Origin of the sequence: Janthinobacterium breve (assembly GCF_051380895.1) — a bacterium.
Taxonomy (GTDB): domain Bacteria; phylum Pseudomonadota; class Gammaproteobacteria; order Burkholderiales; family Burkholderiaceae_D; genus Janthinobacterium.
Genome location: NZ_JBNYXY010000005.1, coordinates 184,297 through 198,068 on the forward strand (window position 1 = coordinate 184,297; position 13,772 = coordinate 198,068).

14 protein-coding genes and 1 riboswitch are annotated in these 13,772 nt (G+C 62.2%); of the genes, 4 read left to right on the plus strand and 10 right to left on the minus strand.

Going from position 1 to position 13,772, the window contains the following annotated elements; genetic code table 11:
* Positions 1 to 30: 30 nt before the first annotated feature.
* The 4 genes from ACQ4W0_RS11125 to ACQ4W0_RS11140 form a co-directional block, all read right to left on the minus strand.
* Positions 31 to 489: an acyl-CoA thioesterase gene (locus tag ACQ4W0_RS11125; RefSeq protein WP_436576775.1), complete on the minus strand. Its 459-nt coding sequence runs from the start codon at positions 487 to 489 to the stop codon at positions 31 to 33.
* A 245-nt stretch (positions 490 to 734) separates the two neighbouring features.
* A complete protein-coding gene (locus tag ACQ4W0_RS11130) occupies positions 735 to 1,103 on the minus strand; it encodes a hypothetical protein (RefSeq protein WP_426070501.1) in 369 nt (122 codons plus the stop codon).
* A gap of 129 nt (positions 1,104 to 1,232) precedes the next feature.
* Positions 1,233 to 1,370, minus strand: coding sequence for a hypothetical protein (locus tag ACQ4W0_RS11135; RefSeq protein WP_166674638.1), 138 nt, complete (start codon positions 1,368 to 1,370; stop codon positions 1,233 to 1,235).
* A gap of 229 nt (positions 1,371 to 1,599) precedes the next feature.
* Positions 1,600 to 1,773: a hypothetical protein gene (locus ACQ4W0_RS11140; RefSeq protein WP_436576776.1), complete on the minus strand. Its 174-nt coding sequence runs from the start codon at positions 1,771 to 1,773 to the stop codon at positions 1,600 to 1,602.
* 248 nt (positions 1,774 to 2,021) lie between these two features.
* Here ACQ4W0_RS11140 and pepA point away from each other — a divergent pair, with 248 nt between their 5' ends.
* Positions 2,022 to 2,855, plus strand: a complete 834-nt coding sequence (pepA, locus tag ACQ4W0_RS11145; RefSeq protein WP_436576777.1) for a flocculation-associated PEP-CTERM protein PepA — start codon at positions 2,022 to 2,024, stop codon at positions 2,853 to 2,855.
* Between the two features lie 78 nt (positions 2,856 to 2,933).
* On the opposite strand, the gene ACQ4W0_RS11150 is transcribed toward pepA, so the two are convergent.
* The 5 genes from ACQ4W0_RS11150 to ACQ4W0_RS11170 form a co-directional block, all read right to left on the minus strand.
* Positions 2,934 to 4,052 (minus strand): nitroreductase family protein, encoded by a 1,119-nt coding sequence (locus ACQ4W0_RS11150; RefSeq protein ID WP_436576778.1) that lies wholly within the window; start codon positions 4,050 to 4,052, stop codon positions 2,934 to 2,936.
* Entirely contained in the window at positions 4,053 to 4,922 is an 870-nt protein-coding gene (locus ACQ4W0_RS11155) for a ThiF family adenylyltransferase (RefSeq protein ID WP_436576779.1), read from the minus strand.
* Positions 4,923 to 5,004: 82 nt separating this feature from the next.
* Complete coding sequence (locus ACQ4W0_RS11160; protein ID WP_436576780.1) at positions 5,005 to 6,591, minus strand: methyl-accepting chemotaxis protein; 1,587 nt, start codon at positions 6,589 to 6,591, stop codon at positions 5,005 to 5,007.
* 125 nt (positions 6,592 to 6,716) lie between these two features.
* Positions 6,717 to 6,914, minus strand: coding sequence for a hypothetical protein (locus ACQ4W0_RS11165; protein ID WP_010399555.1), 198 nt, complete (start codon positions 6,912 to 6,914; stop codon positions 6,717 to 6,719).
* 94 nt (positions 6,915 to 7,008) lie between these two features.
* Positions 7,009 to 9,852: a M16 family metallopeptidase gene (locus tag ACQ4W0_RS11170; protein WP_436576781.1), complete on the minus strand. Its 2,844-nt coding sequence runs from the start codon at positions 9,850 to 9,852 to the stop codon at positions 7,009 to 7,011.
* A 185-nt stretch (positions 9,853 to 10,037) separates the two neighbouring features.
* Positions 10,038 to 10,188: riboswitch (FMN riboswitch) on the plus strand.
* Positions 10,189 to 10,283: 95 nt separating this feature from the next.
* Between ACQ4W0_RS11170 and ribB the strand changes: the two genes are divergently transcribed.
* Positions 10,284 to 10,931, plus strand: coding sequence for a 3,4-dihydroxy-2-butanone-4-phosphate synthase (ribB, locus tag ACQ4W0_RS11175; RefSeq protein WP_436576782.1), 648 nt, complete (start codon positions 10,284 to 10,286; stop codon positions 10,929 to 10,931).
* A gap of 7 nt (positions 10,932 to 10,938) precedes the next feature.
* Here ribB and ACQ4W0_RS11180 read toward each other — a convergent pair whose 3' ends face one another.
* Complete coding sequence (locus ACQ4W0_RS11180) at positions 10,939 to 12,312, minus strand: MFS transporter (protein ID WP_436576783.1); 1,374 nt, start codon at positions 12,310 to 12,312, stop codon at positions 10,939 to 10,941.
* Positions 12,313 to 12,434: 122 nt separating this feature from the next.
* On the opposite strand from ACQ4W0_RS11180, the gene ACQ4W0_RS11185 reads away from it, so the two are divergent.
* Positions 12,435 to 13,307, plus strand: a complete 873-nt coding sequence (locus tag ACQ4W0_RS11185; RefSeq protein ID WP_436576784.1) for a LysR family transcriptional regulator — start codon at positions 12,435 to 12,437, stop codon at positions 13,305 to 13,307.
* 122 nt (positions 13,308 to 13,429) lie between these two features.
* Positions 13,430 to 13,753 (plus strand): hypothetical protein, encoded by a 324-nt coding sequence (locus tag ACQ4W0_RS11190; protein ID WP_436576785.1) that lies wholly within the window; start codon positions 13,430 to 13,432, stop codon positions 13,751 to 13,753.
* The last annotated feature ends 19 nt before the right edge of the window (positions 13,754 to 13,772 follow it).

Sequence of the window (13,772 nt, forward strand, 5' to 3'; positions counted from 1 at the left end):
CTGGTGGCCGTTTTTTTATGCCCGGTGCAGTTACTTCTTCAACACCTTCTGACGCGACAGCTTGCGCAGCTTGGCTTGTTCGAAACGCACTTTCTGCTCCGGCGTATCGAGCGCCAGCGGCGGCACGGCCACCGGCTTGCGGTTGGCATCCACGGCCACCATCGTGAAATAGCAGCTGTTGGCATGGCGCACCAGGCGCTGCTGAATGTTTTCCGTCACCACGCGGATGCCCACTTCCATCGAGGTCGTGCCCGTGTAGTTGATCGAGGCGAGGAACGTCACCAGCTCACCCACGTGAATCGGCTGCAAGAACATCACCTGGTCCACGGACAGGGTCACCACATAGCTGCCCGAGTAGCGGCTGGCGCAGGCATAAGCGACGCTATCGAGATATTTCAGGATGGTGCCACCGTGCACGTTGCCGGAAAAGTTGGCCATATCGGGCGTCATCAAGACCGTCATCGTCAGTTCGTGGGCCGACCAGTTCATCGCGCTGTCCAAAGTGTTCTCCAAAGGGGAAGTAAGAAAAAGAGTGGGGATGTGAAAACCGGCCCCAGGGGCCGGTGGCAGAGCGCAGAGTCTATCCCAGTAGGGAGCGTCTTCTGCTGGCAGCGCATCAGGAGCGCGGACAAGGCGTGAGGAGGACGCGTGGCAAGCCACGCGACGACGAACAACACAGTCCCCGCTTCTGAGGGGCGCCGGCAGAGGATGTATTCATCTACTGGGATAGGCTCTTAAAGGCCCAGGGTGTCGATGTCGGCCAGCGAGTCGCGGCCCTTGTCGGAAATGTCGTGCCCCTCGCCTTCGGCGCGCGCCACGATGTGGGCTTTCTTGCCCAGGAAATAGGCCACCTCCGTGTCCAGCTTGGTCAGCGGATCGGCGGCGACGGCGCGCAAACCCATGATGCAGCGGCGCAGGAAAAGCAGTTGTTGTGCTTTCTCGGTGATGGACAGGCGGCCATCGCGGGCGTAGCTGAGCAGCTTCAGGCCGGACAGGCGCTTCGCATTGCGGGCAACGCAAGCACTGGGGCGCTCGGTCTTGATACCGCGCGCAACTTGCTCCAGCGCGTCATATTCATCGGTTGTTAATTTCTCGTTCTTCATTACTTTTCCATAAAAGGCCAGGTGTTCGGCCCCCATGGTACGCGCCCCGCTGCGCATCGGCAACAGGCAACGTGATTCAGTCGCCGCCCACCCCACTGACGGCGTGCTGAGAATGCGCGTGGAGCACGCTTATTTGTAGGTGCGCAGCAGCAGCCACGCCAGGCCGCAACCGGCCACGGCGCCCGCCAGGGCCAGCGCTGCGAGGTTTTTACTGGTGATCACAGGGCGCCGGCCCAGGTAGATTTTGTTATGCAAGGAATTGCCCATGATGGTCTCCTGTACAAGAATTTTTATGATGTCTCATTATAAGAACAGAATCGTGACGGCCGCATGACACACAGCAGTTAGCGCTTGATTTGTATCCACTCGGCAACGTTTATTGGCATTTTTGTTGTTTAAATGGCGTGGCAATCCCGCCGCCTGCGCAATCCATTTCCGACTAGAAATAAACAGCGCGCGACAGCGCATGGCCGCGCAGGTGCGCGACGACTTGCTCTCAGCCCATCTTGACGGGCGGCGCCGGCGGCGTCGGTTCCTCGACGGGCACAGGATCCGTGTGCGGCGGCTTTTCCGGCGGCGGCGTCAAAGGATCGCCTTCGGGCAGCGGCGGGATATCCGGTTCAGGCGTGCTGTGCGCACGCAACGGGGCAGGACGGGATCGTGGCTGCATGGTGACCTCCTTTGCCCCACTGTAGCCGATGACGGGGAAGACTGGCGCCCGCGAGCCGCGCCATGGGCCGAGTAAAACGTCGATTTTTTTTACACAAGCGCGAAAAACGGCATACCTGTTTTTATAAGCTGTTGAATTTAAATACAAATATTATATGGTACGAATTCTGCTTCAAGGGCGTATGAGGTTATCTGAGGCAGCCGCCACAGTGACCTGGTCCGAACAACCCTCACGCTGAAGGAAATGCCATGAAACCGCTGTCCTCATTCCTGCGTTTCGCTCTCTCCGCGGTCGCCATCGGCGCCGCGCTGATCAGTGCTCCCGCACTCGCCGGTCCTTTGTTTACCGTCAATGAAGGTTCCGTCCCCGGTACCGCAGCCAATCTGGTTGTGGCCGACCGCATCAGCTTTGAATATCATGCGCGCGTCGAACAAACCATCGTTGGCGGTTTGGGCGGTGGCAACGATCCCTTCATTGAAACAGGCTTTCTGACCAAGGCCGCTTTCGGCAGCCCCAATGGCGGCAGCGTGCAATCGCAACTGAACTCCCTCAATGGTTATGGCATGTATGGCCTGTTCACCATCACCGGTCAGTCGAGTGGTTTGGCTTCCGGTATCCACGCCAACTTTCAAACCATGACCATGACGCTGTACATCGACCCCAACCAAGACACGTCGCTGTCGGTCAGTAACATAGCAGGCTCGCCGGTGAATGTGGGTGGCGTCTCCGGCGATGACTATGCGATCGTGACCTACACGCTCGATCTGGGAGAAGCACGCATTGTCGCCGGCCTGGCCCAAGGCGACTTCAAGGCCTTGCTTAACGCCACGCTGACGCCGCAAGGACAGTTGTTTTTCGTCAATCCCAACCCGTTTTTCCCATTGGAGTCCCTCAGCGGGAATACGAACAGCTTCATCGGTGGCAGCTTGACCAACAGTTTCATTGCGATGGCCGACGGCGGCGGTCTGGAATTATTTCAAACAGCTGTACCTGAGCCAGGCACCATCGCACTGCTCGGTATCGGCCTGTTTGGCCTGGGCATGACTGCGCGCCGCCAGCAAGACAAGCAGCGCCAGGCTTGACATGCGATCATCCGGTTTACAAGCCGCTGATGTCTTCAGCGGCTTTTTTCGCTACGGCAGTCAGCCAACGCCGGCCGTTCACGCATGCGTCCTCGCGTCGACCGGCGCCACCAGCAAGTCCGGCAGCGGCCGGCGCAAGGAGCGCGCCTGGGCCGCCGGGCCGGCGCCGATGCGGCCAAGAAACACGGCCCGCTCGAGCACCACCGCACCCAGCACGGCCTGGCATTGCAGCGCCAGCTCCTGCGCCAGCTCCAGCATGCCGTCGGTGCGCGAAAAGACCCGCCGTTCATGCACATAACGGGCGAAGATCAACGGCGTCAGTTCCGGCTGCAACTGCAGGCCCAGCTGCGTAGCCGTCAGCCAGAAGCGCTGCATGGCGCGGCCCGCCGCCACATAATCGTCGATATGGCGCGGCGGCGCATCGGCCAGCAACACGAAATGCGCGGCGCAATACAAGCCTGGCAGCAAGTCCATCTGCAGGCGCGGCGCAATGGTACCCGCCAGCCAGGTATTGAAAAAATCCACGCGGCGCCAACTGTGCATGACCCACCGCATCAGCCGCGCCGTCATCGGGTCGACGCCCAGCGCCTGCTCCGGGATGCGGTCGCTGCTGAAGCGCGCGCCCCACTCGATCACGTCGCGGTGTACCTTGTGCGCTTCGGGCATGGTCAGGCGCAGCTTCGCATTGTCGAACATCAGGCGCGCGAAGGCCAGGCGCGCGCGCCAGCCTTCGAACCACTGCACCGCGTAGCCAGGCGGCAGGCTGGCCGCCAGCGCCGCCTTTTCGCTGGCGCGCAGGTGGCGCGTGCTGAGCCGTCGACGCTGCACGCTGCGCTGCGGCAGGAGGGCCGCCAGCGGGTCGGGCAACATGCCCGGACTATCAACAAAGTGCACGTCAAACGTGGGCAAGGTATCGGGCAAGCCGCCGCGCCGGCGCGCTTCCATGCGCAAGCCATGGCTGCTGGCCGCCAGTGCCATGCTTTCGAGCAAGGCGCCCAGCGATAGCTGGCTGGGATGGCCGTCGAGGTCGTACACGCAATGGCTGCGCGTATCGAAGCCATGCACGACGACATGGCGCTGCGCCACGACTTCAAAGCGCCACGGCTGCGTATTGTCGCCGCTGGGCGCCCAGCGCGCCTGGTCGAGGATGTTTTCCAGCACAGAATCGATCTGCGCGATCAGCGGTGCTTGCGCCATTTATGCCCCCTGCGCCGCGCGCCGGCGCTTGATGATGGCCATCGTCAGCCGTTGCAGCGGATGACGGTTGCCGCCGGGACGCCAGGTATGCACGAGCTTGTTGCGGTAGGCGTCGAAATGCATGCCGTGCGGCGCCGCCATGACCTTGCCGCGTTTCAACAAGATCTTCAGCGCCTCGGTGGCGGCCGCGCCCGCGCACAGCTGGCAGCCCATGATGGTTGACGGCCCGCGCCGCTCCTTCAGGTTGATGGCCGACGGGTCGACCAGGTAAGGGCCATGCAAGCCGGCCGGCGCCAGCCCGACGAGAAAACGCAAAGCTTTTTCTTCTTCAGGCAAGTCTCCCCAGCCAAAATACTCTTCGAACGTCATGCCGCCCGGCATGAAGCTAAGCACGGCCGTGCCCATGCCCAGCGGCGCGGCCGTGATGGCAGGAATGCCCAGGCGCGCGCAGCTGGCGAAGGTGGCCTGACGCGCGGGAAAGGCAAAGAAATCCAGGCCATCCACATACAGGTCGACACCGGCAAAAAACTCAGCCAGATTGCTGTCATGTATGCCGTCAGGAAATTGTTTAATCTCCAGTTCGGGATTGATATCACGCGCCATCTGCGCCAGCACGGCCACCTTGGGCTGGCCCAGGGTGGACATCATGGCGCCGGCCTGGCGATTGAAGTTGGCGATATCGAAAGTGTCGAAATCGGCGATGTGAAAAGCGCCGATGCCCAGGCGCGCCAGGGTCAGCAAATGCACGCCGCCCACGCCGCCCATGCCGGCAATGGCCACGCGCTTGCCGCGCAAGTTGTCCTGCTCCGCCTGCGTGACCCAGCCCAGGTTGCGGGAAAACGCCGCCTGATAGGAAAAACCGTCTGTCATGCTTACCCCTTCTCTGCATCCCCAAGGGAGCAAGAATAGTTTGACAGACGGTCGGGCGATAAGTTCCCGCTATGAGAACGGCTTAGCGCGCCAAACGGCGCTGCGCTGCCGGTGCCGCGCGCGAGGGCGCCGCCGCCTGCCGCGCCACTGCGCCCACCTTGAACACGCTGACGATCTGCGCCAGCCCGGCCGCCTGCTCGTTCATCGCCTGGGCCGCCGCCGAAGCCTGCTCGACCAGGGCCGAGTTTTGCTGCGTCATGTTGTCCATCTCGACGATGGCCTGGTTGATCTGCTCGATACCGGCGCTCTGCTCGGCGCTGGCAGAGGAAATCTCGGCCACGATATCGGTCACATGCTGCACGCTGGAAACGACTTTTTCCATCGTCTCGCCCGCCAGCGCCACCAGTTTTTCACCGGCGCCCACTTGCTCGGCGGAACTGTCGATCAATAGCTTGATCTCCTTGGCGGCGGCGGCCGAGCGTTGCGCCAGGTTGCGCACTTCACTGGCGACGACGGCGAAACCACGGCCCTGCTCGCCCGCGCGCGCCGCTTCCACGGCGGCGTTCAAGGCCAGGATATTCGTCTGGAAGGCGATACCGTCGATGACGGCGATGATGTCGCCGATCTTTTTCGACGAGGCATTGATGGCACCCATGGTGTCGACCACCTGGCTCACCACGCCGCCCGCCTGGCTCGCCACTTGCGAGGCGGAGATGGCCAGCTGGTTGGCCTGGCGCGCATTGTCCGCATTCTGGCGCACGGTGGAGGTCATCTCTTCCATGGTCGAGGCCGTTTCTTCCAGGGATCCCGCCTGCTGCTCCGTGCGCACCGACAAGTCATGGTTGCCGGAAGCGATTTCACCCGATGCCGTGGAAATGGCATCGGCATCGTTGCGCACCTGGCTCACCAGGTGCGCCAGGTTGTCGCGCATGGCCTTGATCGCCATCAACAGGCTGTCCGTGTCGCCCGGGCGCGTATCGATGTGCGTGGTCAGGTCGCCCTTGGCGATTTGCGCCACGATGGCCGCTGCATAGTCGGGTTCGCCACCCAGCTGGCCCAGGATGCGGCGCAGCATCAAGGCCGCCAGGCAGCCCACCACCAGCATCAGCGCGCCGCCGATGGCCAGCAGCACGCCGGCCTGGGCCCAGAACTTGTGGTTGATGTCATCGATGTAGGTGCCCGTGCCGATCAGCCAGTCCCACGGCGCAAATTTCACCACCGCATACATCTTCGCCACGGGGTCCGTCACGCCCGGACGCGTGCCGTCCGCCTGCACCAGGCCGATGCGGCTGTTGGCCAGCGCTGCGCGGTAGCGGTCGCCCGACTGCTGCATGTTCTTTTGCGGCGTGCCGATGCGCGACGCATTCGGATGCACGTACAGCAAGTCGGTACTGAAATCGCGCACAAAGTAATACATCTCGTCCTTGACGAAGCTGCCGATGGCCAGCTTGGCCTGTTGCTGGGCCTGTTCACGCGTCAGCTTGCCCGACTGTTCCAGCGCATACGCCTTTTCCACCGATGCATTGGCCAATTCCACCAGCACCGTCAATTGCTCGACCCTTTCGGCCATCATGGTCTGGCGCAAGGAATACAGGGAAAACGAGGCGATGAGGACGATGCCCAGCAAGGTGCTGAAACACAATAAAAGAATGCGCGAACGGAGAGTCATGGGTACCTGGGAAGTCAATATAAAATTTAATTGCCCGATAGAAATCTTTTCAGAAAAGCAAAACGGGCGGCGCTACCGGGCTGTGCCCGGCAGGCACCGCCCGCTGTAAGTCATTGTTGAAGGTGTCAGGCCAAGGCTTCCTTGGCCGCCTCTTCCGGCGTCAAGCCGTCGTAGAACTGGTCGGTAAACCACTCGACCTGCTCTTCGATGTGGTCCTGTGCCTGCGCCACGGTGGCGCCGCCGGCCACGAGGAAGCCTTCAACCTCGATACACCAGTTGATCAATTCCAGGGTTTCCGGATCGAGTTCTTCTTTCTTAGCCATCGTGCATTCCTTGCTTGTTAAATTGCGATCACATCCATCTGCAGCAGTTTAACAGCTTCGCCGCCCTGCTGCCCCTGCAATGCAACAATGAAGATTACTTAGATGCAACTTTTTTACGTTCCGGATACAGCACCACCTGCACATAATTGTGCAGGTCCAGGTAGCGCTGCGCCGCCTGTTTGACGGCTTGCGGCGTGATGGCGCGCACGCGCTGCTCGTAGCGCAGGATCTGCGCGGGATCGCGGCCCTGCGTCACCGAACCCATCAACTGATTCATCCAGTAATTATTTTCCCGCAAGGATTTCTGCTGGCGCGTGATCCAGTTCAGCTTGACCTTTTCCAGGTCGGCCACGGACGGTCCTTCCGCTTTCATCTTGTTGATTTCAGCAAAGGCGGCGGCGATCACCTTGTCCACGTTTTCCGGCCCCGTCGGCAAGTTCAGCGCCACCGAATAATGGCCGTACGGATGCTGGCCCATGGAAGTTTCAAAGCCGCCGCCATAGATCATGCTCATCTTTTCGCGCAACACTTCGATGACTTTCAGGTTCAACACCTCGCCCAGCGCCTGCAAGGTCAGCTTTTGCTCGTCCGAATACGCCGCGTCGCCATTGAAGGTGATGGAAATCGTGCTCTTCGGCTCGCTACCCATATAGATATCCTTCTTGACGATCCCTGCCACCGGGCGCATGCCCACGTCGCGGTAGGCGTGCGGCACCTCGGCCACGGGCAAGGTGCCCAGGTAGCTGGCGATCAGCGGCTTGATCTTGTCGAGCTCGAAGCTGCCTGCGAAGATGAAGGTCATGTCGCGCGCGCTGGAAAAGCGCTGGCGGAAGATTTCCAGCGAGAGGTCCAAACCCACCTTGTCGAAATCGGCCGCGCGCGGCACGCCATCGACGCGCGGGTTGTCGCCAAACGTGGCGTGCTGGATGGCATCGTAGAACACGGCTTCCGGCTGCGCCATGCTGTTTTTCGCCAGGTCCTGCTGCTTGCCGATGAAGGACTGGTACAGACCCGCATCCTTGCGCACGTCATGGAAATACAGCGTCACCAGTTGCAGCATGGCTTCCACGTCGGCGCTGCTGGCCGAACCGCCAAAACCTTCGCTCAGTTCGCCCAGCGAGGCGCCCACATTGACCGTCTTGCCGGCCAACACTTTTTGCAAGTCCAGCGGCGCCAGGTCCTTCAAGCCCATGCTGCCGACCACCGCGCTGGCATAGCGGGCGTTGTAGATATCGGCGTCGCCGAACAGGGACTGGCCGCCGAAACGGGTCGAGCCCATCAGCACCTGGTCATTCTTGAAGTCCGTCGGTTTCAGCAACACGCGCACGCCATTGCCCAGGGTCAGCTCCGTCACGCCGATGGCGCTATTCAACTTTTCAGCGACGATGCTGCCACCGGCCGGCGGGCCATCCATCAGCTTGCTGGCCAGGACTTTTTCCGTGCGCGGCTCGACCTTCTGCCGCTCGGCTTGCGCCACAGCGTCGAGCAATTGCTGCTGCGTCGGCACCGTCGAGGCCGTATCGCCCGCTTTCGGCTCGGCGCCCATGAAGACGACGAGTTTCTTTTGCTGGTCGGGAATCACTTTGGCGACCGTCTCATTGATTTCCTGCAAGGTCACCTGCGGCAAGAGTCCCTGCGCATACATCAGCTCGTTGGCGATGCCGGGAATGGCTTCCTGTTCCAGGAAGTTGCGCGAATACTCGGCCACGAAGCCGGACGAATCGGACTTGTCGCGCTCGCTGTAGGCGCGCTCGTAGTTGCGCAGCATGTTCTTGCGCGCGCGGTCCAGCTCATCCTGGCTGAAACCGAAGCGGCGCGCCCGTTCATCTTCTTGCACCAGCGCGTCGACGGCCGGCTGCACGCCGCCCTTGCCCAGCAAGGCATACGCGCTGAACGACTCGTAGCCGCGCACCAGCTTGCCCATGCTGCTGCCGCCCTGGATGAAGGGCGGGTTCGCCTGCTGCGTCAATTCCTGCATGCGCGCGCTGAGCATCTGTCCATACAGGTTTTCAATCATCTGGCGACGGTAGTCGGCAATGCTGACGGGTTCCTGCGCGGCGCGGATCGGGTAGCGGATGAAGACGGTGTCGTCCGGCGCTTCCTTGTCCGTGATCACCAGCGCTTCCGTCTGCGAGCGCTGCGGCACTTCCGCGTACAGGCGCGGACGGGGTTTCGCCGGGTTTTTCAGCTTGCCGAAATGCTGCTGGATCAGCTTTTCAGCCTGTTTCGGTTCCACATCACCGACCACCATCACGGCCATCAGGTCGGGCCGGTACCAATCCTTGTAGAAACGCTTGATGGCTTCCGGCTTGAACGTTTTCAAGACGGATTCCTTGCCGATCGGCATGCGTTCCGCATAGCGCGACCCGTTCAGCAACTTCGGATACAAGACCTTGTTCATGCGGTCGCTGGCGCCCTTGCCCAGGCGCGCCTCTTCCAGCACGATGCCGCGCTCGCTGTTGATGTCGGCCGGATTGAATTTCAAGCCATGCGCCCAGTCTTCCAGCACGAGAAAACCCTTTTCCAGGTTGTCCTTTTTCGTCGTGGGAATCGGCAGCACATACACGGTTTCATCAAAACTCGTGTAGGCGTTCAGGTCGGCGCCGAACTTCACGCCGATCGATTGCAAATAGGAAATGAGCTCATTGCGCTTGAAATGCGTGGAGCCATTGAAGGCCATGTGTTCCGTGAAATGCGCCAGGCCTTGCTGGTCATCATCTTCCAGGATGGAACCGGCTTTCACCACCAGCCGTAATTCCACTTTCTGGGCGGGACGGGCATTTTTCTTGATGTAATAGGTCAAGCCGTTCGGCAATTTTCCGACGGTCACTTCTGGCGCCAGCGGCAGGGGATCGGTCAAACGGATTTCTGCCTGGGCCATGCAGGCGCACGCCAGCAAGACGGCGCCCGAGATCAGGCGTAATTTACTCAGCTTCATGTATTCTCAACGGTAAGATTCAGTAAGCGTACCTTACACTGAAATCGTCTTTCCGCCATTAAAAACAGCTTAGGAAAACCTGCTTTCCCCAGGCAACTTTGCCGAATAGCACACTCAACAGTGCCCTGCCAGGTTCTTTCAATTGTGCTAAAGTATTGCCGCCGGTCATGTGGACCGGCACAACAATACGTCTTCGGGGCGGGGTGCGATTCCCCACCGGCGGTAAGACCGGCAACGGTCAAGCCCGCGAGCGCCTGTCAAACGTCGTTTGACAGGGTCAGCAGATCTAGTGCAAACCTAGAGCCGACGGTATAGTCCGGATGAAAGAAGATGTGCAGTAAACGCGATGTCCCATCGACCTGTCGATGCGGCCGGCTGCGTCTATTCGCTTGCCCTGCAGCGTTTTTCGCTTATGCGAGGAGCGTTTCACCATGTTAGTCAACAGCTATACCCTGCTTTCCAAGGACCTGGAAGGTCGCATTCAATCCGCACTGGCCGCCATGCGCGCCGGCATTCCCGTCATCCTGCTCGACGATTTCGACCGTGAAAACGAAGCCGACCTGATCCTGTCTGCCGAGAAACTCACGCACGAAACCATGGCCTTGCTGATCCGCGAATGCAGCGGCATCGTCTGCCTGTGCCTGCCCACGGACGTCGTCAGCGGGCTGGAATTGCCGCCCATGTCGCCCGACAACGGCAGCCGCTACGGCACGCCATTCACGGTCTCCATCGAGGCGCGCGACGGCGTCACGACGGGCGTGTCGGCCGCCGACCGCGTGACCACCATCCGCGCCGCCATCGCCCCGAACGCCAAGCCCGCCGACCTGGTGCGCCCCGGCCACGTCTTCCCCCTGCGCGCCGCGCCCGGTGGCGTGCTTGAGCGCCGTGGCCACACGGAAGGCTCCGTCGACCTGTCGCGCATGGCGGGCCTGAATCCGGCCGCCGTGCTGTGCGAGCTGATGAATCCGGATGGCACCATGATGCGCGGCGACGATATCGAACGCTTTGCCGAACTGCATGGCATGCCGATTCTGACCATCGAAGAACTGGTGGAGTGGCGCAGCACGCGCGGACAATAAGCTTGCTTCAGGCGGCGGCTGCCGCCTTCGGCACATGCACATGGCGGTACACGAGGCACGCCGCCAGGCCATACGCGACGGCAATCGTCGCGTAGGCCAGCGGCAAGCGCAGCGACCAGTCCTGCACCATGTGCAGGATGCTGCCGATCAGGGCCACCCCCACCAGCGCGCCAATTTGCCGGTTCGCATTCAGGGCCGCCGCCGCGCTGTTCGCATGCTGCTTGCCGGCCACCCGCATCACAGTGGCCGTCATGGCGGGAATGGCGATGCCAATGGCCACGTTCATGACGGCCGTACCCAGCGCCAGCAAAGCGTACGGCGTGCCGGGGCGCAGCCCCATCAGCAGCAAGGCCATGACTGCGCCTACCAGCAAGCCTAGCAGCATCGGCAAGCGCGTGCCATGACGCGCCGCAATGCTGCCTGCCATGAAGTTCCCTACCGTGTAGGCCGCCATCATGGGCAGCAGGCGCAAGCCCGACTGCAAGGCATCGGCGCCGCCAGACTGCTGCAGGAACAGGCTGAGTAAAAACAGCTGGCCGAACACGCAGAAATTGATCAGGAATCCCACGCCATTGGCCGCGCCGAAGCTGCTGCTGTGAAACAGTGCGCGCGGCAACAGCGGATGGCTGCCGCTGCGCTCGCGCCGCAGCAACTGCCAGGCCGACAACAGCGTCAATACCCCCGCCGCCAGCACGCCGGGCGACAGCCAGTCCAGCACGGGCCCTTCGATCAGCACGAAACTCAGGCCCGCCAGCGCCGCCACGCCCAGCGCATGACTGAACAGCGACAAATCGCGTAGCTGGCGCGCCGGTGCGGCCAGCAGCAACTGCGCCATGACGATGGCCAGCACGCCCAGCGGCACATTCACCCAGAACACGCTGCGCCAGCCGAACTGGTGCACGAGAATGCCACCGATCAGGGGGCCGGACGCGCCAGCCACGCCCACCAGCGCCGACCAGGCGCCCAGCATGCGCGTACGTTCGCGCTCGTCGTCAAAGCTGTGCGTCAGCAAACTCAGGGAACTGGGCATGAACAGGGCCGCGCCCGCGCCCTGCAACAGGCGCGCGGCCGTCAAAAAATGCCCGTCGGGCGCGGCGCCGCACAGGATCGAGCCGAGGATGAAGACGCCCAGGCCGCCCTGGTACACGGCTTTCGGACCATAGCGGTCGGCCAGCGCGCCGCCGGCCAGCAGCAGCGCGGCAAACGTCAGGGTGTAGCCGTCGACCACCCAGACCAGACCCGTCAGCGGTATGGCCAGGTCGAGCGCGATATCGGACAGCGCCACATTGACGGCCGTGACGTCGAGCATGGCCATGACGAAGCCGAAGGCCAGGGTCAGCAGGATCAAGCCGTTGGCGCGGCGTGGTGGAATGTCAGACATGGTTTTTTCCTTGCAAGGACAGCGGGGCAGTCATTATGCGAGCGTTGCATGATGCAGTAAACAGGCATAAAATCGGCACATCGATGCAAAAATGCATCACAAATATGAAATGGAAATCACTCATGGACTGGGATAACGCGCGCATCTTTCTGGCCATCGGCCGGGCCGGCACCCTGCGCGGCGCGGCGGCCCTGCTGCGCATCGACCAGGCCACCTGCGGGCGCCGCCTGGCCGCGTTGGAAAGCTCCCTGGGCGCCACCCTGTTCCTGCGCACGCCATCGGGCTACGTGCCCACGCCGGCCGGCGAACTGGCGCTCACGGCTGCCGAAGCGATGGAACGGGCGGCGGACAAGCTGCAGCGCGAGATGCTGGGCGTCGATAACCGCCTGTCCGGCCTGGTGCGCGTGGCCACCACGGACACCATGGCCAGCCATTTCGTCATCCGCGCCATGCAGCAGCTGCATGCGGCCCACCCGGACATCCGCATCGTGCTCAACGTGGCGCCCGCGCTGGCCAGCCTGACGCGCCGCGAAGCGGACCTGGCCGTGCGTGGCGTGCGCCCCACCGACCCGGACCTGATCTCGCGCCACCTCGTCAAGCGCAGCCTGGGCCTGTATGCATCGAAAGCCTACCTGGCCGAACGGGGCGAGCCCGTGCGCGGCACGGCGCTGGCAGGCCACGACATCGTCATTTACCACCATTCAGTGACGCCCCGCCATGGCGAGAAAATCGCCGGCGAGCCCATCGCCAACGCCAAGGTCGCCATGGAAGTGAACTCGGCGGCGATGCTGCAGGAAGCCACGCGCGCGGGCCTGGGCGTGGCCGAGCTGGCCACCCACCTGGGCGACATCGACCCGCAGCTGATGCGCATCTGGCCCGAGCGGGCGGAAGCGTACGACGTATGGCTGGTCATGCATGCCGACCTGAACCGCTCTGCCCGCGTGCGGGCGGCGGCCGATGCGATTATCGCCAGTGTGGGCAGCCCGGCAGCCTAGCCGCACATAATCATTCTCAAAAGAAACTTTATTTCTTATGAGTCTGATAAAATTCGCAACCCCGTCGCGTACAGCCGCCGCCACGCCGCCGCGGGATCCCTCAATCCTCATGGAGAATTTTTATGCTTATCTGGCAAGGCTTCGGCATACTCGGCCCCCTTATCTGTTTTATCGTCGTACTGGCCGCGCAAGCGCTGTTTGGCGCCACCCTGGGCGAGGCCTACACGAAGAGCCACGCATGGACCATGGCCCTGGCCTTCCTGCTGGCAGCGGCCGCCAGCTGGTGTGCAGGCGTACGCCTGAACAGCGCGCCCGGACGCGAACTGATCGACCCGGCCACGCAGGAACGCGTGATCCTGCGCCAGCGTCACACCCTGTTCTGGATCCCGATGCAATACATCGCCGCGCTGATGGTCGTGATGGCCGGCTTCGCCCTGTTCGAATAGGCGCGCACGCCAGACGTGC